Origin of the sequence: Arthrobacter echini, from assembly GCF_004803505.1 — a bacterium.
Lineage (GTDB): Bacteria > Actinomycetota > Actinomycetes > Actinomycetales > Micrococcaceae > Arthrobacter_D > Arthrobacter_D echini.
The window spans coordinates 346243-367870 of sequence record NZ_SSWH01000002.1 but is presented as its reverse complement, the minus strand read 5'-3'; the positions used below and the strand labels follow the sequence as shown (position 1 = coordinate 367870).

Below are 21628 nucleotides of genomic sequence, written 5' to 3'. Positions count from 1 at the left end.
CCCAACACCGGCAAGAACCGGCTCCGCGGCCCCACCTACCAGACCACCATCAGCATCAACATCCTCCCCGACCCAAGTCCTTGACAACCCCACCCACCGCCTAACTACACGGCATTGGTCCTAGCTCCGCACCACCCAGGCGGCGGCGTCGGGTGGGAGTGAGCCTTCGGCGGTCAGGGGCGAGGACGCGAGGACGACGTCGCCCTCCGGCAGACGGACGGGCCCGTCTCCCATCGCGACGGCGACCAGGAGTCGTTCTCCGCGCTCGCAGACGAGCAGTGCGCCGTCGTGGACGCTCCAGCTCCCGCCGTCGTCGGGCGAGATCACCCCGGTTTCCCTCAGTCGCCGGCGGAGGTCCAGGGCGGTCCTGACGAGGTGCAGCGCCGAGCCCTCGTCCCGTTCCTGCGCCTCGACCGATCGTGAGCCCCAGTCCGGTGGGGTGGGCAGCCAACCGGTCACGTCGTCCGTAGGCGAGAAGCCGAACGAGCCACCCGACGCGACCGTCCACGGCAGCGGTACCCGGGCACCGTCCCGGGACACGCCGCTGCGGGCCCACATCGGGTCCATCCGGGCCTCGACGGGCACGTCGACCTCGGGCAGGTTCAGCTCCTGGCCCTGGTAGAGGTACGCGCCGCCGGGAAGCCCGAGGAGGGCGAGCAGCCCGGCGCGGGCACGCAGGACGCCGCGTGCAGCACCGTCTTCGCCGTCGTCTTCACCGTTGCCGAAGCGGGTCACGGTACGGACGAGGTCATGGTTCTCCAGGGCCCAGGTGGGCGGCGCCCCGTGGGCGCGGCGGGCGGCGTCGAGCTCCGTGCCGGTCGCGGCCCACGCCGCGGCATCCCACCCCAGTTTCGCGAAGGCGAAGGCGAAGGCCTGGTGCATCTCGTCGGTGCGGGTGTACCGGGCGGCACGATCGGGGTCGAGATTCACCTCGCCGATGAGGACGCGGGTGGGGGAGTAGGAATCGGCGACGCGCCGCCAGCGCCGGTAGACGTCGTGGACCTCCTCCTGATCGGACACCTGGGGGTTGGAGCGCAGACCGTCGACCACGTCGTTCGTGCCCACGACGTCGGGCAGTCCCTCCGCCTTGAACAGCGCGTGCGCGACGTCGATGCGCAGCCCGTCCACGCCCAGGTCGAACCAGAAGCGCAGTACGTCCTCGAAGTAGTCGCCCACGGCCGGGTTCCGCCAGTTCCAGTCGGGCTGGTCGGGGGAGAAGAGGTGCAGGTACCACTGCCGGTCCGTCGCCGAGCCGGGATGAATCCGGCTCCAGGCGCTGCCGCCGAAGACGCTCTGCCAGTTGTTCGGTGGCCCGTCACCGCGCCCGTTCTCGTGCCCGTCACTGCGCCCGTCCTCGATGTGGAACATGGCGCGTTCGGGTGTTCCGGGATCGGCGGCGACGGCGGCCCGGAACAGCGGATGCTCCGACGAGCAGTGGTTCGGGACCACATCGAGGATGACCCGCAGACCCAGGTGGTGCGCGGTCTCCAGCAGCTCGTCGAACTGGGCCATGGTGCCGAAAAGAGGGTCGACGCCACAGTAGTCGCTCACGTCGTAGCCCTGGTCCACCTGCGGGGACGGCTGGAACGGCGTCAGCCAGATCCCGTCCACACCGAGCGAGGCAATATACGGCAGGCGGCCGAGCAGACCCGTGAGGTCCCCGACGCCGTCGCCGTCACCGTCCGCGAAGGAGCGCGGATAGACCTGGTAGATCACCGCGTCCCGCCACCAGCGGTCGTCCGGCTCCACGTCGGTCATCCTCCTCGAGTTCCTCGCTGGGATCGTCGGGTTCAGTGCACCACGCCCTACGCCGACGGGCGCGGCGTCGTTGCGCGAATCACGAGCTCCGGCGGCAGCAGAACGCTCCGGGGTACTTCGCCGTTCAGTGCCCTGAGCAGTGCATCGACGCTCTGCGATCCCATGGCGGCCAGATCGGAGCGGATGGACGTCAGCGGGACGGGCAGCGTCGCGGCGAGATCGAGATCGTTGTACCCGATGAGCGCCACATCCTCCCCCACCTGGCGGCCGGCATCCCGGATGGCGCCCATGGCACCGAGGGCCAGGAGATCATGCACCGCGAAGATAGCTGTGGGTGGCTCCGCCAGGCGCATCAGCTCCGTGCCTGCCTCCGCCCCCGACGGAGTGCTGAAGCCCGAGTCGATCGAGTAGGCATCCGGAATCGGATACCCCGCCGCCTCGAACGTCCGACGGAAGCCCAGGGTCCGCTCGCGTCCGGTACTCGCGAGCTGATCTCCGCAGATCACGCCCACCCGGTGATGTCCGAGGTCCAGGAGGTGCTCGGCCGCGAGCCGGCCGCCATGATAGTCGTCGGTCGACACCGAGGGATGCCCCTCCAGCGTCCGCATGACGAGCACATAGGGCACACCCCGGTCCCGGAGTTCCAGACCGGCGGAGTCCCCGCTGTGGGAGTCGCCGATGATCACAGCGTCGATCCTGCGGGAGAGCAGCGCGTCGAGTCGGACCCGGCGGTGCTCAGGATCGTCGAGGGTATTGGCGACGACGGTCCCGTAGCCGGCCGCGCTCGCCGCAGCATCGATGCTCTCGTAGATCGAGGCGAGGACCAGATCCGTGAGGCGGGGGACCAGGACGCCGATGAGTCGCGAGTTGCCCGTCCGTAACCCTGCTGCACCCACGTCGCGGCGGTAGCCGAGGACCGCTGCCAGTTCGCGGACGCGCCGCACGGTATCGGGGCCGACGCCGGAGGGGGCTTCACTGAGGGCCCGGGAGGCCGTGGAGACGTGGACCTGGGCATGACGCGCCACCGTCGCCAGGGTGACCGGGCGTGACCGGGCGGGCGGCATATCGGAGTCCTGATGCATCAGGCCAAGTTTAGAGCCCGGCTGTGCGTTGCTGCGCAAAGGTTTGCGTGCTTCGCCTCCGGACGGCTTCGGCCCGTCCTTCACAGGTTTCGACGGCGCTGCGCTCAGAGATGTCTGAGGTAGCGCTCGGGCGAGGTGAGGAACGCTTGCCAGCTGTCGACCAGCTCGAGATCCTTCCAACGCCGCTCACGCAGCCCCCAGCTACCCACTTCGAAGATCTGGGCCTGTGGCAGGGCTGCCAGGAGTGGTGAGTGCGTCGAGAGGATCACCTGAGATCCTCCTGATGCCACAATCTCCTTCAGTACGCCGAGCAAGGCCAGGCATCCGGAGAAGGACAGTGCGGACTCCGGTTCGTCCGAGGACCCACAGCCCCGGTCCGCGAAAGCGATCGACGACGAGTTCCAGGAACGATTCACCGTTGACATCTCGTGGAAGGGAGCGTCACGCCTGGTAGTGCTCGGGTTCGCCTCGAGGTAGGTGAAGAATCCGTGCATGGTCTCTGCCCTCAGGAAGTATCCGCGACGGGTGCTACCGGCATTCCGGATCACCTGGAGGTGATCGGCGAGGACGGTAGCAGGGCCGAGATCCAGTCCGCGATCGAGGATCGTGGCTACGGGCGCCAGGGTCGCCGGCCACGTGCGGCGGTCGAGGCCGTGGGAGGGGTGTTCGATCAGTCTTCGGATGGGGAAGCGTTCGAAGGCCATGCGCCCAGTGTGACAGCCGCCGTCGTGGGTCTTCGACAGAGGTGTATGCCGTCGGGGGCGGTCAGCGCGACCGATCCAGCGTGTTCAAGCGGCGCCAATAGCCGACCAGCGGAAAGACGGTGTAGACGACAGGCACGTAGAACACCACTACCAGAACCACTTCCAACCCTGCATTCCACGACGTCATACCGATACCCAGAATGACGAGCACGAAGGCCACCACAGTCGTAGCGCTGTAGCGAAGGTAGCGATCTCGATTCCGGGCGAGTTCTTCGCGCCGTGAGTCGGTGCCGACGTGGATAGGCGGCGTGCCCGGTGCTGCCTTGAAGATGTGTGTGTCCCCGAGTGAGAGCACCGGTGTCCAGCCGGCCGCCTGGAAGATGTCGAAGTAGTCCGACGACGCGCTGCCCTCGTAGGCAAGGTCGAAGACGGCGTCCTCGGGCGCTCCGTCGGTGAACCTCCACCCGTGTCCCAGCATCGCGACACCGTCCAGGTGCTTCCCCTTGCTGGCCATGTCGGCGAACATGGCCAGATCCTTCTCGGGGCTGATGGCCAGGCCGTTACCCATCCTGCTGGTGGTGCTCATGATTCCTCCATGATGTGGTCGGCCATGGCCAGTAGCTGGCGACGCCGTTCGATGTTGCTGACAAGGACCTCGCGGCCCTTCGTGTTGAGCTGATAGACGCGGCGGGAATCGTCACCGTCAAGTTCTTCGATGAGTCCTGCCCCGACAAGTTTCTTGAGCGTCGTGTAGAGCGAGGCCGGACCGAGCGCGATGGTTCCTCTGCTCTCCTGGTCGAGGAACTGCATCACGGCGTAGCCATGACGTGGCTGGACGAGGGCGAGCAGAACGTGGAGAGCAGCATCGGCCAGATCACCGCTCTCAAAACCGGAGCTACGTGCCATACTCGTACCTTCCCGCCCAAGCATCATTGAATGATATATCCACGATTGATATTCAAGCATGGACGTCTGCGGATGGCGAGAGCGAAGATCACCTCGCCGACCGCCGTACATCTCGGAGCTCCCCTCACTAGGCTGGTCCTGACCGCGATGCGCTGAGCGGCCGAGACCGCCTGCATCTCCGTTCCAGTCCCCGAAAGGACACCATGACCATCGACACCGCCGTCCTCGAACTCTCCGAGGCGCACACGGACGCCATGCACGAGCTGTACCGGTATCTCCACGCCAATCCCGAACTCTCCATGCAGGAGACACGGACCGCAGCGTTCATCCAGGAGAAGCTCGACGGGCTCGGGCTCGAGACGTTCCGGAGCGGAGGGACCGGCGTCGTCGGGATCCTGCGGAACGGCGACGGGCCGGTGGTGGGTTACCGCGCCGACACCGACGGTCTGCCCATCGCCGAGGACACCGGTCTGGACTACGCCAGCACCGCGGCCGGGACGCTTCCCGATGGCACCGAGGTGCCGGTCATGCACGGATGCGGGCACGACACCCACATGACCGTGGGGCTCACCGTGGCCCAGCTGCTCACTGAGAACCTGAACGCCTGGTCCGGCACGGTGGTCTTCATCTTCCAGCCAGGGGAGGAGATCGCGGCCGGGGCGAAGGCCATGGTGGCGGACGGCCTGTGGGACAGGGCGCCGAAGCCGTCGGTCATCTACGGCCAGCACGTCTGGCCGGGGCGCACCGGCACCGTCGACATCAGCAAGGGCACCGCCATGGCCATGGCGGACTCCTGGAAGGTGACCGTTCACGGCAAGCAGTCCCACGGCTCGCAGCCGGAGCTCTCCATCGACCCGATCGTCCTCGGCGCGCACATGGTGGTACGGCTGCAGACCGTCGTCTCCCGTGAGGTGCACCCCATGAAGTCCGCCGTCGTCACCATCGGCACGTTCCACGGCGGGCTCAAGGAGAACATCATCCCGGCGTCGGCGGAGTTCACGCTCAATGTGCGCACGTTCGACCCGGAGGTGCGCGAGCTGGTTCTGGGATCGCTGCGCCGCATCATCAGCGCCGAGGCCGCCGCGTCGGGTGCGCCGGAACCGGGTATCGAGGAGATCTCCAGCTTCCCGAAGTGCTACAACGATCCGGACACCACCACGGAGCTCATGAAGGTGCTCGGCGAGGTCCTCGGGGACGACGCCGTCATCGAGTCCCCGCCCGTGATGGGCAGCGAGGACTTCGGTCTCCTCGCGGAGGCGATCGGCGTCCCGAGCGTCTACTGGTTCTTCGGCGCGCATCCCAAGGAACTGCTCGACGGCGACGCCCCGGTGCCGGGCAACCACTCGCCGTACTTCGCGCCGGCCATCGAACCCACGTTGACCACCGGCGTCCGGGCGGCCATGGCGGCACTGCTGTCCAGGGTGGGCAACGGCGCGTGAGAGGTGAGCTCCACGAGCTGTCCGCCGTCGAGCTCACCAGCGCCATCCGGCGTCGGGACGTCTCGGCGCGGGAGGCGCTCGACGCCCACTTCGACCAGCTCGACGCCGTCGACGGGCGCATCAACGCCGTCGTCACTCGGGACCGGGAGGGTGCGACGGCGCTCGCTGCGGCAGCCGACGCCCTGACGGCGTCGGGCGCGGTTCTCCCGCCGCTCCACGGGCTGCCCATGACTCACAAGGACACCCACAACACCCGGGGAATGCGCACCACGCAGGGGTCCACGGTGTTCAGGGATTTCGTGCCTACGTTCGACGACCTGATCATCGCCCGGCTCAGGGACGCCGGCGTCGTGACCACGGGCAAGACCAACGTGCCGGAGTTCGCCGCGGGGTCGCACACCTTCAACGACGTCTTCGGGACCACCGTCAATCCGTTCGACACCTCACGCAGCGCCGGCGGGAGCAGCGGGGGAGCGGCGGCGGCCATCGCGGCACGCATCCAGCCCCTGGGCGACGGCAGTGACATGGGCGGATCGCTGCGCATCCCGGCGTCGTTCTGCAACGTCGTCGGCTATCGGCCGTCCCTCGGCGTCGTCCCCGCCGTGCCGACACGCAACGCGTGGTCCTGGCTCGCCCGCACCGGACTGATGGCACGCGACGTGGAGGACATCGCGCTGGGTATGAGGGCGATCGCGGGGTGCGACGCGCGCGTCCCCTACGCCTACCCGGTGACAGGATCCTTCGGGTCATCCCTCGAGCGGGATCTGACAGGGCTGCGCATCGGGTGGTCGGCCGACTTCGGGCTCGGAGTCCCCGTGGACCGTGAGGTGTTGCGGGTCCTCGAGGGTCAGCTGCAGGTCTTCACGGATCTCGGTGCGATCGTCGAGGAGGCAGCTCCCGATCTCCGCGACGCGGACCAGGTCTTCACCACCACGCGGGCGTTCGACTTCGTCCTCGCGTTCGGTGAGCTCGTTCGCAGGTACGGGGAGGTGATCAAACCCGAGGTGCGCTGGAACGTGGAGCAGGGGCTGCAGCTCACTGCCCAGGATCTGGTCGACGCCGCCCTGGCCCGGACCCGGCTGGAGACGCGGGTGCGGCGCTACTTCGGTGAGTACGACGTCTTCGCGTCCCCGGCCACGCAGGTGCTGCCCTTCGATGCGGCGCAGCGGTATCCGACGTCGGTGAACGGTGTGGAGTTCGAGACCTATCTGGACTGGATGCGCTCGGCGTGCCTGATCTCCGCGACCGGACTGCCGGCGGTATCCGTTCCGGCCGGTTTCAGCGACGACGGACTGCCGGTGGGGCTGCAGCTGGCCATGCCGCACGGCTCCGATGTGGAGCTGCTGCAGGTGGCGTACGCGTTCGAGCAGGCCACGGGCTGGGCGAAGCGTGGACCGGATCTGTAGGTTCAGCGGATTCGGAGTTTTCCCGGAGCCCGATGGCTCAGCGAGGGGCCAGCTGAAGCTGGTCGGAAGCAAGTTCTCTCAGAGACCCTTCGAGACTATTCTCCCCTTTGACAGACACGCGGCACAGCGCCAGCTCGCTCGACGAGAGGTCTTCCACATCGAGCGTGCGAAAGAGCGGCTCAACAGGTCTACCGATGTACTCACTCGCCTGCGCTGAACAACTGACCGGTTCGAGCGAAGCCCGGTCGGCCTCCCAGACATATTCTCCCGTATGGTTCTGACCGCAGTCCACGTCCTGCTCGCTACGATCATCGAAGCACCGCCGGAGCCACGGAGTCCTTTCAGAACTCTGTTCATCGGCAAGAATATTGTGGAGCGTGCGAGACGTCGTCACGTCCGAGGGTAACTCGACGACACACGTGGCACCCGCTTCCTCTCCGATCGAGATGTCGCTCCGAAGCACATCCCGGTGCAACGCTCCACCCAGGTAGGCGATGAGACCTTCCTGCGTGCAGTCCGGTGCTGCCGCGAATACTTCCCGCTCATGCGAAACGTCGCAGGGGAGCTGTTCGCCGTTCGACGAGAGGCAGTCTCCGGTCTCGAGTCCGCTCGAGCCAGTATCAGCTTGCGTAGAACGCGTAGCCGAGACTTCTCCGGGAACGGAGGAAGCGCTGGGCGCGGCCGTGGCGGAATCCGTCGTGTTGTTCCCGCTCAAATAGAAGGCCACATAGATCGTGGCAATTCCCACAAGAAGAGCGACAACTATGCCGACAATCGCAATCAGATTTCCTACGTGCTGCTCCGACCTGTACTCCCGCTTCATTCTGCGGTGATGTCGGACAGAACAGCGTTCACACTTCCATAGGTGCTGGAGTCCTCAAGGTAGAAATTGATCACTACGGCGTTGACTCCGCTCACATCGACGCTGATGGGCTGCTGGGCATTGAACGGTACCTGCTGGACATCGAGTTGTTTATTGTTTCCCAGTACCTGCACAACCATGGTCTGGTCCGAGGAACTGGAGTCGTTGGCCTGACCGACCGTGAAGTCCAGGCGGTCGAAGTTGTTGGCAAGGCGCAACTCGAGGCGCTCAGCTTGTGATTCGTCGTGGCCGCTCACCTCGGCTGAGATTCCGGAGACGTTGGCCTCCCCAGCAACCTCGTATCGGTTCTCCTCCCAATCGCTGGATGGCTCGAAGAAGTCCGCCAGGCCGAGTGTCGCTCCGGCCTTACCTGTTGGGACAGTGGGTGCGCCCGACTCCTGGTCCTCGCTCTCCGGTAATTCCTCTCCTTCGCCCTCCGGTGAAGGAGAGGGTGAAGGAGCTGACGAGTCGGGTGAGCTGGTCGATGCCGGTGGTGCGGAAGAACTCGAGGGCGAAGTGGACGGCACCACGGGTTCGCTCGGCATGAGCGATGATGTTGGTGCTGGGCTCGCTGCCGCGCTTCCATTGGCTTCAGATGGTTCGTCTGCCGTGGAACATGCACTCAACGTCAGGGCGGCTGCAACAAGCAGAATGGCGGGAGTGGCTTTCATCTCATCCTCCAACATCGTGGTTCCTGGTGATCGGACTGTACTCGCAGGATGCATCCAAGGCAGCGCCAAAACCAGGACAGACACGACTTCAACCCAACATTGAAGACTTCGGTAGATTCGATGGCCCGGTGTTGGCTCCTGCGTTTCGTTGTCATGCGGTCGGCCCGAGCAGATCAAGCCGTGTGTCATCGTCAGGCTTCCCCAAATGCTCAGGTAGTTGTTCATCGGGAAGTTCAATGCCTGTGGCATCTAGCGCTGTGTGACGGACCGAACCTAAGCTAGGGGCATCCGTTCCCGGACTGGCATGACGAAGGCGCATCCCGTTCTCACGGCGGCGTCGCCGATCGGGTCGGTACGGGGTCATCTCGAGGAGGAGTTCAGTCATGGCACAGAATCCGAGCCAGCCGATCACCGACGACACCATCAAGGTCCGTCAACTCAGCCACTACCAGTTCAGCTGGGTCGCGGGAGAGCCGGGACAGCCGGGCATATGGACCCTCCAGCTCGTGCTCGACCAGGGTGCGTGGGAAGAGGTCCTCACCATCGACGCCGATGACGCGGACAATCTGCAGGATCTCCTTTCCAGTGCGGAGACCGTGTACTACGACGTGCAGCGTCGCACGCTCATGTTCGGCACCACCGAGGCAGGCCATCACTAGGACGCTCAATTTGCCGGCCGCCGCGCCGACCGTGCCGCCCTATGACGACCTCGAGGAGATCCATGACCGCACAAGCACTGGCGAAATCGGCAGCCCGATTCAGCCTCATATTCGCGATCGCTGCGGTCGTCCTGGCCGTCGTCGGGCCGTTCGTCGACAGGAACTTCGGTGCCGGGAGCGAGCTCGGGCTGATACCCCTGTCAGCCGCATGGGATACAGCGCCAGGGGCGGTCATCGTTTCGATGGTTCTGATAGTCCTGGTGGGACTGTCCGTGACCCTTGCAGCCATGCTCGCCGTGACATCGCTGGTCATCCGAAGTGCAATCGCGCGTGATAGGACCGCAGCGAGCGAGCGACACGACCTCGCGGACCTCCGATCCCGTACGCAATGAGCCCTGGCCCGGTACGACTTCCTTGATCAGCTCAGGATGTCCTTGGTACTGAAGCGGCCGTATGCCAGGGTACCGAAGACGGCGATGTAGCCGGCCTGCAGCAGCGCGTTGTCGGCGAAGGAGGTCCACACGATCGGCTCGCGCAGCAGATCCGCGAAGCCCAGCCAGTAGTTGGTGAACAGCCACGGGTGCAGCCACTCGAGCTGCGGTAGGGCTCCGAGGATCTGTGCGACGGCGGCCAGCGCAGCGGTGGCAGCCATGGCGCCGACGGGGATGGTGGTCAGCGTCGAGATGAACAGCCCGATGGCGCTCAACCCCAGCAGGGAGACCGTCACGTACAGGGCCAGGAGCAACAGGCGCACGAAGTAGCCGGCAATGCCGACGGTATCGCCGGACAGGAGTGTGACGGGCCCCACCGGAAAGAGCAACGCACCGATGATGCCGCCCGTCACCACGACGGTAAGCGTTGCAACGAAGCAGAACAGCGCGGCTCCGGCATACTTCACGAGCAGGAGCCGGATGCGGCCGGCCGGTGCGACGAGCAGGTACCGCAGTGTGCCCAGATTCGCTTCGCCGGCGATGGTGTCGCCGGCGACGACGCCGATGGTCAGCGGCAGGAAGAGCGGGATCGCCACGGTCAGGGCGGTGAGGGAGACGAACAGGCCGTTCTGGGTGATGCTGTTCAGGAATGCCGGACCGCGCCCGCTGCCCGATCCGTCGGAGGATACCCGAACCACGACGGCGATCAGGACAGGGATCAGGGCCAATGCGCCGATCATCGCCCAGGTCCGCAGCCTGCGGAACAGGACGGTGATCTCGGAGAGCACGAGGGTCAGACCGAGGGCTCCCCCGGACCGTGGTGGACGGACAACTGTGGATTCAGCCGGCAACGTCGAACCCCTCTCCGGTCAGTGCGACGAAACGGTCCTCGAGGGACGCACCGCTGGTCTCGAATCCCCGCACGCGCACATCCGCACGGACCAGCGCAGCATTGACGGTCTCCGGAAGGAGCCCCGGCACGGAGAGTTCAGCCGTGACGACGTCGTCGCGCCCGTGTGTTTCGGTGTCGAGCCCGAGACCGGCGAGCACGCGGCGGGCCTCGACGTGGTCGGGAGTGGTGACACGCACCCTGGCGATTCCCTCGCTGCGGAGTTCGTCCAGGGTGCCCTGCGCCACGAGGCGTCCGGCGCTCATCACGGCGACCATGGAGCACATCTGCTCCACCTCGGCGAGCAGGTGACTCGAGACGAAGATGGTGGTGCCGTCGTCGGACAGGGACTTGATGAGATTGCGGACCTCGCGGGTGCCCTGCGGGTCGAGGCCGTTCGTGGGTTCGTCGAGGATCAGCAGTTCCCGCGGGGCCAGGAGCGCATTGGCGATTCCGAGGCGCTGCTTCATTCCGAGCGAGTAGGCATGCGCCCGTTTGGTCGCCGCATGCCCCAGGCCCACGCGCTCGAGCGCCGCATCCACCCGCGCATTACGCGTGCTGGGGGAGGTGTGACGGTCTGCCGCATCGAAGCGCTGAAGATTGGCACGTCCGGAGAGGAACGGGTAGATCGCCGGCCCTTCGACCAGGGCGCCGACCCGGGGAAGCACGGCGCGCGCATCACGGGGCATGACGCCGTCGAGCAGATTGATCTCCCCGCTCGAGGCGGCAGCCAGACCGAGGAGCATGCGGATGGTGGTGGTCTTCCCCGACCCATTGGGCCCGAGGAATCCGAACACCGTGCCGCTGGGCACGGCGAGATCGATGCCACCGACAACAGCCTGCTTGCCGAAGACCTTCGTGAGTCCGTGCGTTTGGATCGCGAGACTTGCCATATTCACCCGTGGAGTCCGCACGGGCAGTGCGGACTCCTCGGGTGGCCTGATCGTCACTGCTGGGAGGCGGCGATGAGCTGGTCGATCCCGACGGCACCGACGAGGACACGTCCGTCGTCGGTGATCAGGACCGAGGCGAGCGCGGTCTGGAGCGCGCGTCCGCCGTCCACCTCGGTCAGGGCCTGATCGAGCATGGCCTGCGCTCCAGCGATGTCCTCCGGGTCCATCCCGGGCTCGATCTCCATGATCTCGCCCATTCCCGCGTCAGGGTCGGACCCCGGCTTCAGGCCCATCAGGCCCGCGCTGCCGATGGGCAGTTCCACGATGGTACTCCAGCCCTCGCCGACGACGGTGGGTTTCTCGGGGGATCCGGCAGGCAGCGACTGGGTATTCTCTCCGGTCTTGCCCTCGGTCTTCGCCTTGAGTTCGGTCTCGAGCTCGTCCGCAGTGGGCGCTTCCGTCACGGTGGCACCGGCAGGAGGGGTGAACTCGAAGAGACCCGCATCGGGTGCGGCGAAGTCGACGTCACTGAAACCGGCCTCGAACGCTGCATCCTCCTGGCCCTTCGCCTGGACGGCGACACCGAGCGGAACGCCCGTCTCCGAATCGACGCTCACGGAGATCGATCCGATCAGGGTGGACGGGTCCTCCGGAGTAAGGAGCAACTCGTAGGCGCTCCTGTCAGCGACCCGGCTGGTCCCGCTGACCGTGACCGCGGTATCGGGGTCGATCTTCGCGAGGAACGTCTCCGCAAGCTCGGCCGGGGTACGCGGAAGGTCCTGCAGTTCGGGGTGCTTCGCGGCATTCTCCTGCAGCTTCGTCTCCAGCTCGGCCTTGACCGCATCCTTGTCAGGTAGCACGACGTGCCTGGCTTCGTTCGCTCTCGAGTCGTAGGACCAGATCTCGTTCTCGTTCACGATGACATCGCGCTCGGCGAGCTCGTCCAGCACCTGGACGCGTGCCCTGTCCGGTCCGTCGACGAAGACACGGGCCGTGTGCTCACCGGTCAGCAGTTCCAGCGCCATGGAGGTGGGATCGGAACTCGAGGTTCCACCCGGCGGCGTCGCCATGCCGATATCAGGGAGGCCGAGATTCGACTCCTGCTCCACCGTGCCGGAATAGGCCTCATCGGAGCCGGTGGCCACGAACTCGAGCAGTTCCTGGGCGGTCTTCGCCGGAAGTTGTGGTTGTGCCTCGGCGACGGCGGTGCCGCTCACGGAAGCTGCCACGATGACGGCGGGGACGATGCCGGCGGGAAGCCAGCGCCAGTTCTTGTTCATGAGTGAGCCTTTCGAACGCATCTGTGCCCTGTGTCGATTAACGCTACACCGGTGCCCTGACACTTCTCTGGGTACTGGTATCTGCTGAACGAGCGGGGAGCCGAGGGCGTGCCGCCTCCTGCGATCGAGCTGGTCCTGCGGCGTCGGGTGCAGTCGAACGACGCTCGGTGCGGGGTGCTCCCTCCCACTGCTCGAGCCCCGCTGGTGGGAACCACGCTCGGTGCGGGTGCTCCCTCCCACTGCTCGGGCTTTCCCGGCGGGATGGGGCGTTCTATCCCACTGCTCGAGCTCTTGCACTGGGAACGACGCGGTGCGGGCGCTCTCTTCCAGTACTCGAGCCCCGCTGGTGGGAACCACGCTCGGTGTGGGCGCTCTCTCCCACTGCTCATGCCCTGCCGGCGGTAAGGGTCGTTCTATCCCACTGCTCGGGCTCTGCCGGTGGGAAGGGGTGCTCCCTCCCACTGCTCTTGCCCTGCCGGCGGTAAGGGTCGTTCTATCCCACTGCTCGAGCCCTGCCGGTGGGAACGACGCGGCTGCTCCACCCGCGGGCCGTGCGGTGTCCTGCCATCGGACAGGCCCCGCGGGCCGCATGCGGTCGAGTACGCGAAAGGGGCGACCGGGAGCCGCCCCTCGTGCAGTGATCCGGTAGGACTTACCGGGTGACCTTGCGGCGGCCGGCGATGCCCTCGGCGACGCCGATCAGCAGGACCGCCGCGATGACGGCCACGATGAATCCGACGACGTTGAGTTCGAAAATGCCACCGGTGCCCAACAGATTCGCGATCAGGCCGCCGATGATGGAGCCCACCAGGCCGAGCAGCAGCGTGGCGAGGAGGCCGAGGTTCTGCTTCCCGGGCTTGATGAGGCGTGCGAGCGCGCCGATGATGAGTCCGGCGACGATGAAACCGATCATGGTTGATCTCCTTGTGGTGAACCCGCCGGGGCGGGAGGAATGAGGGACGAGAAGGGGTACCTGCACCTCTGTGAGTCGCCGCTGAACAGGTCAACGACAGAGGATCGCCGTATATGCCGGCAGTGGCAGCCCACGAAGTGCTCAGCGTACTGTCGATCATGTGTCCGAACGGATACGTCCGATCTGGAGGAGATCATCATGACGAACGCCGGAGCCATGCTCGATACCTACCCGCAGCAGCGTAGCGGGTTCGATCGCAATCTGCTGGCCGAATGCATCGATGCCTGTTTCGAGTGCACCCAGACCTGCACGGCCTGCGCCGATGCCTGTCTTGCCGAGGACATGGTGGCCGAGCTGCGCGCCTGCATCCGCACCAACCTCGATTGCGCGGACGTCTGTGATGCCACCGGCCGCGTGCTCTCCCGTCAGACGAGTTACAATTCCGACGTCAGCAGGGCCGTCCTCGAGGCCTGCCGGGCTGCGTGCAAGGCCTGCGGCGACGAGTGCGACCAGCATGCGCAGATGCACGAGCACTGCCGCATCTGCGCCGAGGCCTGCAGGCGCTGCGAGCGGGCCTGTGCAGCACTTCTGGCCTCGATGGGTCAGGAGTAGCCTGTGTGGTTCGACTCCTGGGCCGATATTCTTCGCGTCCTGATCGTAGGTGCAGTCTCCTACGTGACCCTCGTCGGCCTCCTGCGGGTATCGGGCAAGCGGACCCTGGGCCAGTTGAACGCCTTCGACTTCGTCATCACGGTGGCCCTCGGTTCTACCCTGGCGACCATCCTGCTCAGTTCTGACGTCTCCTACACCGAGGGACTGGCCGCACTCCTGCTACTGGCCGGTCTCCAGTTCCTCGTCGCGTGGATCTCCGCTCGCTGGCCCGCGGCGCGGAAGACGATCACGGCCCGACCCACGGCGCTCGTGGTCGACGGAGAGTTGCAGACGGAGGAGCTACAGCGGAACAGGCTCACGGAATCGGAGGTCTTCCAGGCCGTCAGGGTCTCCGGCGCGGGCGATCTGTCCAGCGTCGGCGCCGTCGTACTCGAGACCAACGGCAAGCTCAGTGTCATCCCGAACAACTCGCTCGGTAGCGCAGCAGCGCTGCGCGGGGTCGTCGGATATCCCAGCCCTTCGTCGTGATCGAGGAGGGCACGACGTCGACGGTGGAGTCGGGCGAATGGAAGGCGGAAGTTCTCGCCGCCCGGCTCGACAAGCCGATGGGCATTCTCGGGATCATCTTCCTCTTCGTCGTCCTCGGACAACTGCTGGCGACGTCCCCCGGTGTGACGACCACCTTCACAGTGCTCGGCTGGGTGTTCTGGGCCGTCTTCGTGGCCGAGTTCCTGCTCAGGGCCTATGTGGCCCGGTTCAGTGGCGCCTTCTGGAAGAGGAACTGGTGGCAGGTGGTCTTCCTGCTGGTGCCCTTCCTGCGGTTCTTCCGCGCCCTGCAGGCGCTTCGCTTCATCCGCTTCGCCCGTCTGGCCCGTTTCGGCGGCATCATCTCGGCCGGGGTGCGTGGTTCCCGATCGGCAGGACGCCTGCTCTCGAGCCGTATCGGGTGGCTCATCGCGGTCACGGCCGTGGTGATCCTCGCCTCCAGCCAACTGCTCTACGCCACCGGCGTGTACGACTCCTACGCCGACTCACTCTTCGAATCAGCGATGGCGACGATCACGGGCGCCGGGCTGACGTCCTCGACGACGTTCGCACGTATTCTCCAGGTCCTGCTGGCGGTCTACTCCGTCGCCGTCTTCGCCACCCTCGCAGGCTCGCTCGGGGCATTCTTCCTCCGCGGGGCGGACCCTGCCCGACCCGGCCCCGTCGCTGCGGATGCGCTCGCAGCCGGTCGGCAGACCGCTGATCCCGGCAGGTCCCCGGATGCCTGCTGACTCACCCGAGCATGCGCAGATAGGTCGAGAAGCCGGCCTCGACGCGACCGACGGTGCGCGACGACGTCGTCACCTGAAGCTCTCCCGAGGCGATCCATCGCACACCGCCGATCTTCGCGCGCCGCACCAGATCGACGTCCTCGTCCGCTGCGAGGGGAGCGAAGCCACCGAGTTCCCTGTAGGTACTGCCCCTGATCCCGAGATTGGCGCCGTGGACATGGGGGTGGCCGTCGTCGGGCACGTAGGCGCTGGACCACAGCCGCCACCGCTCGGCGTTGTCGGCCGTCAGCGTGGGGCGAACGGTGCCGAGCACGAGATCGTAGTGGCCCGCGAGCTGGTGCTGCCGTACCAGCCAGTTCCGGGGAACGAGCGTATCCGCGTCGGTGTTGGCGAGCCAGGTGCGGCCCGGTAGAGCGTGCGAGCGTGCCAGGGCGAAGCGGACCCCGGCGTCGCGTGCAGCGCCCACCGAACCGAAGTCCCCTGCCAGCGCCGACACGCCCGGTACGCTCCGTGTCGCACGCGCCGAGCCGTCGGAGCACCGATCCAGTACTACGGTGACACTCACGGGGATGCCGGGCACGGTGGTCAGGAGGTGCTTGCGCGCGGTGTCGAGGGCAGCGAGGCAGGCAGGCAGCCACTCCTCCTCGTCGCGGGCGGGAACGACGACGGCGAGCTGGCCCGGAGTCACAGCAGACCCTCACGCCTCGCCACCGAGTCGCCGGGCGGCGGGACGAAGACCTCCAGCAGGAAGTCCTCCTCCGTGTGCAGCGCGAGCGTGGTGAGGCTCCCGACCTGACGGACGCGCTCGTGGACGTCGACGCCGTCGAGCTCCCAGCCCTCGATCGGATGGTTCCAGTGGCACAGGACGAGTACGCCGTCGTCGTCCAGGGAGGCCAGGATCAGGGAGATCACCTCGTCGAGCTGGTCCGAGGAGAGGAAGTACCCCGTCTCGGAAAGCACCACGAGATCGAACGGGCCGTCCTCCCGGGGCCAGTCCCGGGGCACCGTGGCGAGTCTGGCCTCCGCGGCGTCGTTGGTGCTGAGCACCTCCGCGGTCCGGCGGACGGCGGTCTCGCTGGTGTCGAGGGCCAGTACGTTGTCCGAGACGGCCGCGAGTTCCTTCGTCAGTGACCCCACGGAGCAGCCGATCTCCAGCGTGCGGCAGAAGCGGTCCCTGGGGAGGCTCGCGATGGTGAGAGCGCGCTTGCGCTGCTCGTAGAAGCGCTCCGCCACCTCCCACGGGTCCGCCTTGTCCTGATGGAGCCGCTCGAAGGTCGAGGATCCCTCCGAGACGAAGAAGGCCTCGTAGTTGCGGTCGAAGTGCGCCAGGAAGTCCGCCGACAGCAACACCTCGTCGCCGGGAGCCGCGGACAGCGGCGTCACCTGCGAGACGTGGGAGGCGAGGGCGGAGGTCTTCCGTGTGTGGTCATCCGTGCCGAGCTGGAGCAGGTGCAATTCCGCGAGCTGGTCCGCCTGCTCCTCGGCGGCGCCCCAGTGCCAGAGCCAGATCGGGTACTCGAGTAGGGGGCTCTGGTGCTCCCTGCACACCTCTGCCGCCGCGCGCCCGACGGCGTCGTGGTCGGTGTGGCCGTCATGGCGCCAGGGCGCGGCGACCAGCGTCCGGGGCGCCTCGCCCTGGAGCAGCAGCCGGCGGAGGACCGCCGCGACGTCCTCCTCGGTGACTCCGCCATCGGGCAGGCCCTCGAAGGTGAGCGCCGCTGCCGGCGCCAGGACCTGGACGGCGTTGGCCACTTCGGTGCGCCTCAGCCCGGCCAGCTGTGCCGGGGAGTAGGTGGGGGAGGACGGGTGGGAGGCCTCGCCGTCGGTGAGGACGACGACGTCGCACCGGACGCCCTCGCGTGCCAGCCGGGCGAGCAGGCCTCCCGCTCCCAGCGTCTCGTCGTCAGGGTGGGCCGCGAGCAGGAGGAACCGGGCGGGCAGGCGTCCGTCGAAGAGTTCCTCGATCTGGAGGTCCTTTCCTGGGCGGTCCTGCTCCCAGGCTCTCCAGTGGGTCTCGGGCGTGCTCTCGTCGTCGTGCGTGAAGCTCACCATTCCACGTCCCCCTCGGCGGCGCGGGCGAGGACTCTGCCCCCGAGCGCGGCATCGTCCCGCTCCGCATGGTGCTGGCGCAGGTACAGGGTCAGATCGGCCACCCGTGCGGCGTGGGCCTCGTCGAAGGCGAGCGGTGCGGGTCCGAGCCCGTGGGCGGCGGCCTCGAGCACGAGTTCGGCGCAGCGGAAGACCGTGGAGCGCACCCGGGCAGCGAGCAGTGCGCCGTCCTGTCCGGAGGCCCGGCCGGAGTCGACGGCGTCGGCTGCCTCTGCCAGAACCGTTCGGGCCTCGTGGAGTGCGGCATCGACCCGGCCCAGGTGCAGGAGCCCTATCTGGTCGGGCGCGCGGCGTCCGGCTGAGGTGAGCATCGTCCGGGCGACACCGAGGGCCCCACCGAACCAGCACGCCGCCACGCCGATGCCTCCCCAGGCGAATCCGTCCCGGTGCAGGTACCAGTTCGTCCCACCCACGGGGATCGCCGTGGCAGCGTCGAAGTGGACGGAGCAGCTCGTGATGGATGGCAGGCCACGGCTCACCCAGGCATCGGGCGGATCGATGGTGACTGCGTCGGAACGGAGGTCGACGGCGAAGGCGCGGCGCTCGCCGTCGCCCACGTGCGCCGTGACGATCGCGCGGTGGAGGTGATCGGCGAGGGAGCACCAGGGCTTCGTGCCGGTCAGTCGCCAGCCGTCCGGACCGGGCGATGCGACGACGGCGACGCCCGGCCCTTCCGCGGCGAAGACACCCCAGGTCCCGGTGTGCGTGCCGTCGTCCTCGATCCGGTCGGCGAGTCCGGCCTGGGCGAGGATCGCGAGGGCGTCCAGGTGCGGTTCGACGGCCCGGGCCACGGAGAGATCGACTGCGGCAAGGGTGGTCAGGAGCCGCCAGGCATCGGCGGTTCTGCCGGACCCGGGCAGGGGCGCCACGGGTCCGAGGTCGGCTGCCAGGGCGAGCGCATCAGATATGGAACTCCGGGCTGCTTCGGCGCGATCCGTCAGGGCCTGCAGGGATCCTTCCCGGTCGAGCTTCTCCCCCTGCAGCGTCACGGGAGCGTCTCGACGGTCGGAGCATCAACGGCCAGCATGCTCGCAGTCTACTGGTGGTTCCCGACGCGTTGGCGCACCGTTTCGATCGACCGCAGCGCCCGTTCCGCGGCACACGGTCCTGGTCACCCTCGCATCACGTCCGGGGTCCAGACGGGCCAGTGCGGAGAGCCGATCACTGCCCCGTGCCGATACGTCGTGCACAGGCGGAACGGCGTCCGAGCATTGCTGTTGTCGAACACCTCGGTCATGTCGGCGATCCGAATCGCGAGGCTGACGTGATCCCACAGCCGCTCGTAGCGGTCGCGAATCTTCTGCTCAGGCACCTCATGGCCACCGCGTCGCACGCGATCGAGGACGCGCTGCACGGTCAGCTCGACGGGCACCATGATGACGTGCAGGTGCACGAGATAGCCGGCTGCCACGGCGTCGGAGACGAGATCGACCTTGCTCGGGTGCGAGAACACCGTCTCGGAGATGAATGACTCCTGTGCGGCGAGTTTCTCGCGACGCTGGGTCTCGGCGATCTGCGCGGCCTCGTACGCGTGCTCGACCTGGGCGCCGGGCCATAGCGACGCGGCGATCTCGTCGGCGTTGATGACGGGCAGATGCGTCACCGGCTCGACGACATCGCGAACGTAGCTGGACTTCCCGGCCCCATCGGGTCCGACGAGGAGATGCAGCAGTGGCATCAGCTGCGGGCCGGATACACCACGACGTTGCCGTTCTCGTCGATCTCCGAGTAGGACTCGCCATTGGCTGTGAACTCGTCCGCGTAGTTCAGCGTGCCCCGCAGCGTCGACTGGCGAGCAGTCCACTCCTCGCGGACGATGGCCTGCTCCTGCTCGCCGAGCGTGTCGTAGGAGCCCGTGCCTGCAAGGACCCGAATGATCTCGCGGTGGTTCACCCGCGGCGACATCTCCAACTCACGGCCGATGCGCGCCCAGTGCGCAATTTGCTGTGGCACTGTGCGGGAGGTGACACCTGCCGCGGCGACGGCGGACTCGTAGACGTCCGCGGGTAGTCGGGTCGGTGGTGTGGTTCTGGCCATGACTTGATGGTAGCACCGTGCTACATTGCTTTCTCGGCAACTGGTGAGGCCATTCCACACGGATCCCGAGGAACGCCAGGGGCAGCAGTCAGAAGGACAAGGCTTCGGTGCGGAGTGTCTCGAGCAGAGTCAGTTCCTCCTGGTCCGTAAGACCCGCGCTGCGTGTGCCCGTCGACGTCAGGGCCGGTTCCTGCTCCAGGATGTCGGTGAGCGTCTCCCGCAGGGGACGCAGGGCCAGTCCTGCCGCCACGGCTCGCCGGTTGGAGCGGGCGTTCATGCCGTACCAGCTGCGGTCGACCAGTCACAGGGGCAGGGACCGTTGACCGGACCACTGCTGCACGCCCTGCTCCAGCAACCACTGCTCGGGCACGCTGACCACGGGGCCCTCGTGCCCGGCCACGGAGCGGACGGTCCTGAGGTACTCCCGAAAGGGCACAGGGTCTCCGACGGCGTTGAAGATCCCGCACGGCCCGCCGGACGTGCACAGGCTCCCGGGCGACGTCGACGACCGCGTCCCAGAGCCCGGTGGCGACGGGAGTCAGAGCTGCGTCGTCGTTCCGATCAGCACGGATGAGCGTGACCCCCGCCGGCACCGCGTCCCCGCGGGCCAGACAGGTGACCTCATGGCCTGCTGCCACAGCTCGTGTTGCGATCGCGTGGCCGAGCCACGCCGTTCCCCCGAGCACAAGGATCCTCGTGACCGGAAGACTTCCAGAATCCAACCGGTACTGCACCATTCCTGGGATAATTCGCAGATGACCCCCAACCGGATCGGCGCTGTCGTCGCTGCCGGCCGACGCCACTCCGTCGGTGTGGCACCGGATGGCGCGGTGCTGACCGCGGGCGATCCGGCAGCACAGGAGTGCCGCCTCGACGACTGGAGCGGCATCGTCGCTGTGGCCGCCGGGAACGTGCACACCGCGCCGAACACGGGCCGCTCGCACACCGTGGGTCTCCGCGCAGACGGAACCGTCGTGGCGGGCGGCTGGAACAACGACGGCCAGTGCGACGTCGACGGCTGGAGAAATGTCGTCGGCGTCGCCGCCGGGTGGCGGAGGACCCTCGCGGTCCTGGAGGACGGCACAGCACGAGCGGCAGGCCGACGAGCCGAGGGAGCCTGCGACGTCGGCACGTGGACAGATCTGGTAGCGGTCGCGGCGGGCGACTGGCATTCGGTGGGACTCCGCGCGGACGGCACCGCCATGGCGGTGGGAAACAATCGTCACGGGCAATGCGAGGTAGCAGACTGGCGCGGTCTCCGGGCGATCGACGCCGGCGCTCTGCACACTGTCGCCCTCACACAGGACGGGCGCGTGCTCGTGGCCGGAGCCCGCGTGGCGAGCGGGCGGGCCGCAAGCGCTTGGCGCGACGTCGTTGCCATCGCGGCCGGGAGCCATCACACGGTCGCGGTCGCCGCGGGCGGCCGGGTGCTCGCCGCAGGTGACAACAGTCGGGGGCAGTGCGACGTCTCGTCCTGGCGCGACGTCGTCGCCGTCGCCGCCGGATCCACCCACACGCTCGGGGTCCGCGTCGACGGATCCGTCCTGGCTGCCGGCAGCAACGAGGACGGACAGTGCGACGTCGACGCGTGGCGCGTCGAGCCACCGCAGGTCGGTAGCATCCTGTGACCCCGGAAGGTTCACCGTAGTGCGTAAACGCACACTCGCTCTGCGGTAATGAGCGTTGATCGCACGGCACGC

The 21628-nt window shown here is 67.2% G+C and carries 26 protein-coding genes and 1 pseudogene; 8 read left to right on the top strand and 19 right to left on the bottom strand.

Annotated features, from left to right (window positions below):
- Positions 1–120 precede the first annotated feature (120 nt).
- The 5 genes from E8P82_RS04105 to E8P82_RS04085 form a co-directional block, all read right to left on the bottom strand.
- Positions 121–1758 (bottom strand): alpha-amylase family glycosyl hydrolase, encoded by a 1638-nt coding sequence (locus E8P82_RS04105; RefSeq protein WP_136453205.1) that lies wholly within the window; start codon positions 1756–1758, stop codon positions 121–123.
- Positions 1759–1805: 47 nt separating this feature from the next.
- Positions 1806–2840, bottom strand: a complete 1035-nt coding sequence (locus E8P82_RS04100; RefSeq protein WP_211096787.1) for a LacI family DNA-binding transcriptional regulator — start codon at positions 2838–2840, stop codon at positions 1806–1808.
- A gap of 104 nt (positions 2841–2944) precedes the next feature.
- On the bottom strand, positions 2945–3544 hold the full coding sequence (locus tag E8P82_RS04095; protein WP_342773222.1) for an AAA family ATPase: 600 nt from the start codon (positions 3542–3544) through the stop codon (positions 2945–2947).
- A 61-nt stretch (positions 3545–3605) separates the two neighbouring features.
- Positions 3606–4130: a DUF2812 domain-containing protein gene (locus tag E8P82_RS04090; RefSeq protein ID WP_136453204.1), complete on the bottom strand. Its 525-nt coding sequence runs from the start codon at positions 4128–4130 to the stop codon at positions 3606–3608.
- Positions 4127–4450, bottom strand: a complete 324-nt coding sequence (locus E8P82_RS04085; protein WP_136453203.1) for a PadR family transcriptional regulator — start codon at positions 4448–4450, stop codon at positions 4127–4129. The genes E8P82_RS04090 and E8P82_RS04085 overlap by 4 nt, the downstream gene beginning before the upstream one ends.
- A 203-nt stretch (positions 4451–4653) precedes the next feature.
- On the opposite strand from E8P82_RS04085, the gene E8P82_RS04080 reads away from it, so the two are divergent.
- Positions 4654–5889, top strand: coding sequence for an amidohydrolase (locus E8P82_RS04080; protein ID WP_136453202.1), 1236 nt, complete (start codon positions 4654–4656; stop codon positions 5887–5889).
- Complete coding sequence (locus E8P82_RS04075) at positions 5886–7295, top strand: amidase (protein WP_136453201.1); 1410 nt, start codon at positions 5886–5888, stop codon at positions 7293–7295. Before E8P82_RS04080 ends, E8P82_RS04075 begins: the two co-directional genes overlap by 4 nt.
- 37 nt (positions 7296–7332) lie before the next feature.
- On the opposite strand, the gene E8P82_RS04070 is transcribed toward E8P82_RS04075, so the two are convergent.
- The gene (locus tag E8P82_RS04070) at positions 7333–8118 is read right to left on the bottom strand and encodes a hypothetical protein (RefSeq protein WP_136453200.1); all 786 of its coding nucleotides are present in this window, start codon (positions 8116–8118) and stop codon (positions 7333–7335) included.
- Positions 8115–8843 (bottom strand): hypothetical protein, encoded by a 729-nt coding sequence (locus E8P82_RS04065; protein WP_136453199.1) that lies wholly within the window; start codon positions 8841–8843, stop codon positions 8115–8117. Before E8P82_RS04065 ends, E8P82_RS04070 begins: the two co-directional genes overlap by 4 nt.
- 368 nt (positions 8844–9211) lie before the next feature.
- Here E8P82_RS04065 and E8P82_RS04060 point away from each other — a divergent pair, with 368 nt between their 5' ends.
- Together E8P82_RS04060 and E8P82_RS04055 are read left to right on the top strand one after the other, a co-directional pair.
- Positions 9212–9487 carry a hypothetical protein gene (locus E8P82_RS04060; protein ID WP_136453198.1) on the top strand — a complete coding sequence of 92 codons (276 nt, stop codon included), beginning with the start codon at positions 9212–9214 and terminating at the stop codon, positions 9485–9487.
- Positions 9488–9549: 62 nt separating this feature from the next.
- Positions 9550–9879, top strand: coding sequence for a hypothetical protein (locus tag E8P82_RS04055; protein WP_136453197.1), 330 nt, complete (start codon positions 9550–9552; stop codon positions 9877–9879).
- Between the two features lie 26 nt (positions 9880–9905).
- Here the strand turns inward: E8P82_RS04055 and E8P82_RS04050 are convergent, their stop codons facing one another.
- The 4 genes from E8P82_RS04050 to E8P82_RS04035 form a co-directional block, all read right to left on the bottom strand.
- Positions 9906–10769 (bottom strand): ABC transporter permease, encoded by an 864-nt coding sequence (locus E8P82_RS04050; RefSeq protein WP_246020933.1) that lies wholly within the window; start codon positions 10767–10769, stop codon positions 9906–9908.
- Positions 10759–11700, bottom strand: coding sequence for an ABC transporter ATP-binding protein (locus E8P82_RS04045; RefSeq protein ID WP_136453196.1), 942 nt, complete (start codon positions 11698–11700; stop codon positions 10759–10761). The genes E8P82_RS04050 and E8P82_RS04045 overlap by 11 nt, the downstream gene beginning before the upstream one ends.
- A gap of 53 nt (positions 11701–11753) precedes the next feature.
- A complete protein-coding gene (locus tag E8P82_RS04040) occupies positions 11754–12980 on the bottom strand; it encodes a LolA family protein (protein ID WP_136453195.1) in 1227 nt (408 codons plus the stop codon).
- A gap of 652 nt (positions 12981–13632) precedes the next feature.
- Positions 13633–13893, bottom strand: coding sequence for a GlsB/YeaQ/YmgE family stress response membrane protein (locus E8P82_RS04035; RefSeq protein ID WP_136453194.1), 261 nt, complete (start codon positions 13891–13893; stop codon positions 13633–13635).
- A gap of 198 nt (positions 13894–14091) precedes the next feature.
- Here E8P82_RS04035 and E8P82_RS04030 point away from each other — a divergent pair, with 198 nt between their 5' ends.
- The 3 genes from E8P82_RS04030 to E8P82_RS04020 are packed head-to-tail and all read left to right on the top strand — an operon-like array spanning position 14092 to position 15782.
- Positions 14092–14505 (top strand): four-helix bundle copper-binding protein, encoded by a 414-nt coding sequence (locus E8P82_RS04030; RefSeq protein WP_136453193.1) that lies wholly within the window; start codon positions 14092–14094, stop codon positions 14503–14505.
- A gap of 3 nt (positions 14506–14508) precedes the next feature.
- A complete protein-coding gene (locus E8P82_RS04025; RefSeq protein ID WP_136453192.1) occupies positions 14509–15033 on the top strand; it encodes a DUF421 domain-containing protein in 525 nt (174 codons plus the stop codon).
- The gene (locus E8P82_RS04020) at positions 15030–15782 is read left to right on the top strand and encodes a hypothetical protein (RefSeq protein ID WP_246020932.1); all 753 of its coding nucleotides are present in this window, start codon (positions 15030–15032) and stop codon (positions 15780–15782) included. The genes E8P82_RS04025 and E8P82_RS04020 overlap by 4 nt, the downstream gene beginning before the upstream one ends.
- Position 15783: 1 nt before the next feature.
- Here E8P82_RS04020 and E8P82_RS04015 read toward each other — a convergent pair whose 3' ends face one another.
- The 8 genes and pseudogenes from E8P82_RS04015 to E8P82_RS15490 form a co-directional block, all read right to left on the bottom strand.
- Positions 15784–16470 carry a glycosyltransferase family 2 protein gene (locus E8P82_RS04015; protein ID WP_136453191.1) on the bottom strand — a complete coding sequence of 229 codons (687 nt, stop codon included), beginning with the start codon at positions 16468–16470 and terminating at the stop codon, positions 15784–15786.
- Positions 16467–17834 carry a PIG-L family deacetylase gene (locus tag E8P82_RS04010; RefSeq protein ID WP_136453190.1) on the bottom strand — a complete coding sequence of 456 codons (1368 nt, stop codon included), beginning with the start codon at positions 17832–17834 and terminating at the stop codon, positions 16467–16469. Before E8P82_RS04010 ends, E8P82_RS04015 begins: the two co-directional genes overlap by 4 nt.
- Entirely contained in the window at positions 17828–18880 is a 1053-nt protein-coding gene (locus E8P82_RS04005; RefSeq protein ID WP_136453189.1) for an acyl-CoA dehydrogenase family protein, read from the bottom strand. Before E8P82_RS04005 ends, E8P82_RS04010 begins: the two co-directional genes overlap by 7 nt.
- Before the next feature lie 122 nt (positions 18881–19002).
- Positions 19003–19569 carry an ATPase gene (locus tag E8P82_RS04000; RefSeq protein WP_136453188.1) on the bottom strand — a complete coding sequence of 189 codons (567 nt, stop codon included), beginning with the start codon at positions 19567–19569 and terminating at the stop codon, positions 19003–19005.
- Entirely contained in the window at positions 19569–19928 is a 360-nt protein-coding gene (locus E8P82_RS03995) for a TA system antitoxin ParD family protein (RefSeq protein WP_136453187.1), read from the bottom strand. Before E8P82_RS03995 ends, E8P82_RS04000 begins: the two co-directional genes overlap by 1 nt.
- A gap of 88 nt (positions 19929–20016) precedes the next feature.
- Positions 20017–20205: a hypothetical protein gene (locus tag E8P82_RS03990; protein WP_136453186.1), complete on the bottom strand. Its 189-nt coding sequence runs from the start codon at positions 20203–20205 to the stop codon at positions 20017–20019.
- A gap of 24 nt (positions 20206–20229) precedes the next feature.
- Entirely contained in the window at positions 20230–20364 is a 135-nt protein-coding gene (locus E8P82_RS15390; protein ID WP_281275767.1) for a hypothetical protein, read from the bottom strand.
- Positions 20365–20404: 40 nt separating this feature from the next.
- Positions 20405–20665 (bottom strand): annotated as a pseudogene (locus E8P82_RS15490) (NAD-dependent epimerase/dehydratase family protein); the annotation flags it as partial.
- A gap of 18 nt (positions 20666–20683) precedes the next feature.
- On the opposite strand from E8P82_RS15490, the gene E8P82_RS03985 reads away from it, so the two are divergent.
- On the top strand, positions 20684–21556 hold the full coding sequence (locus tag E8P82_RS03985; RefSeq protein WP_136453185.1) for an RCC1 domain-containing protein: 873 nt from the start codon (positions 20684–20686) through the stop codon (positions 21554–21556).
- The last annotated feature ends 72 nt before the right edge of the window (positions 21557–21628 follow it).

Bases quoted from the DNA above. Each gene is read 5' to 3' on its own strand.
- E8P82_RS04070 (WP_136453200.1), bottom strand. From the start codon at position 8,118: ATGAAGCGGGAGTACAGGTCGGAGCAGCACGTAGGAAATCTGATTGCG.
- E8P82_RS04065 (WP_136453199.1), bottom strand. From the start codon at position 8,843: ATGTTGGAGGATGAGATGAAAGCCACTCCCGCCATTCTGCTTGTTGCA.
- E8P82_RS04105 (WP_136453205.1), bottom strand. From the start codon at position 1,758: ATGACCGACGTGGAGCCGGACGACCGCTGGTGGCGGGACGCGGTGATC.
- E8P82_RS04060 (WP_136453198.1), top strand. From the start codon at position 9,212: ATGGCACAGAATCCGAGCCAGCCGATCACCGACGACACCATCAAGGTC.
- E8P82_RS04030 (WP_136453193.1), top strand. From the start codon at position 14,092: ATGACGAACGCCGGAGCCATGCTCGATACCTACCCGCAGCAGCGTAGC.
- E8P82_RS04085 (WP_136453203.1), bottom strand. From the start codon at position 4,450: ATGGCACGTAGCTCCGGTTTTGAGAGCGGTGATCTGGCCGATGCTGCT.
- E8P82_RS04040 (WP_136453195.1), bottom strand. From the start codon at position 12,980: ATGAACAAGAACTGGCGCTGGCTTCCCGCCGGCATCGTCCCCGCCGTC.
- E8P82_RS04010 (WP_136453190.1), bottom strand. From the start codon at position 17,834: ATGGTGAGCTTCACGCACGACGACGAGAGCACGCCCGAGACCCACTGG.
- E8P82_RS04000 (WP_136453188.1), bottom strand. From the start codon at position 19,569: ATGCCACTGCTGCATCTCCTCGTCGGACCCGATGGGGCCGGGAAGTCC.
- E8P82_RS03985 (WP_136453185.1), top strand. From the start codon at position 20,684: ATGACCCCCAACCGGATCGGCGCTGTCGTCGCTGCCGGCCGACGCCAC.
- E8P82_RS04055 (WP_136453197.1), top strand. From the start codon at position 9,550: ATGACCGCACAAGCACTGGCGAAATCGGCAGCCCGATTCAGCCTCATA.
- E8P82_RS03995 (WP_136453187.1), bottom strand. From the start codon at position 19,928: ATGGCCAGAACCACACCACCGACCCGACTACCCGCGGACGTCTACGAG.
- E8P82_RS04045 (WP_136453196.1), bottom strand. From the start codon at position 11,700: ATGGCAAGTCTCGCGATCCAAACGCACGGACTCACGAAGGTCTTCGGC.
- E8P82_RS04080 (WP_136453202.1), top strand. From the start codon at position 4,654: ATGACCATCGACACCGCCGTCCTCGAACTCTCCGAGGCGCACACGGAC.
- E8P82_RS04095 (WP_342773222.1), bottom strand. From the start codon at position 3,544: ATGGCCTTCGAACGCTTCCCCATCCGAAGACTGATCGAACACCCCTCC.
- E8P82_RS03990 (WP_136453186.1), bottom strand. From the start codon at position 20,205: ATGAACGCCCGCTCCAACCGGCGAGCCGTGGCGGCAGGACTGGCCCTG.
- E8P82_RS04090 (WP_136453204.1), bottom strand. From the start codon at position 4,130: ATGAGCACCACCAGCAGGATGGGTAACGGCCTGGCCATCAGCCCCGAG.
- E8P82_RS04100 (WP_211096787.1), bottom strand. From the start codon at position 2,840: ATGCATCAGGACTCCGATATGCCGCCCGCCCGGTCACGCCCGGTCACC.
- E8P82_RS04035 (WP_136453194.1), bottom strand. From the start codon at position 13,893: ATGATCGGTTTCATCGTCGCCGGACTCATCATCGGCGCGCTCGCACGC.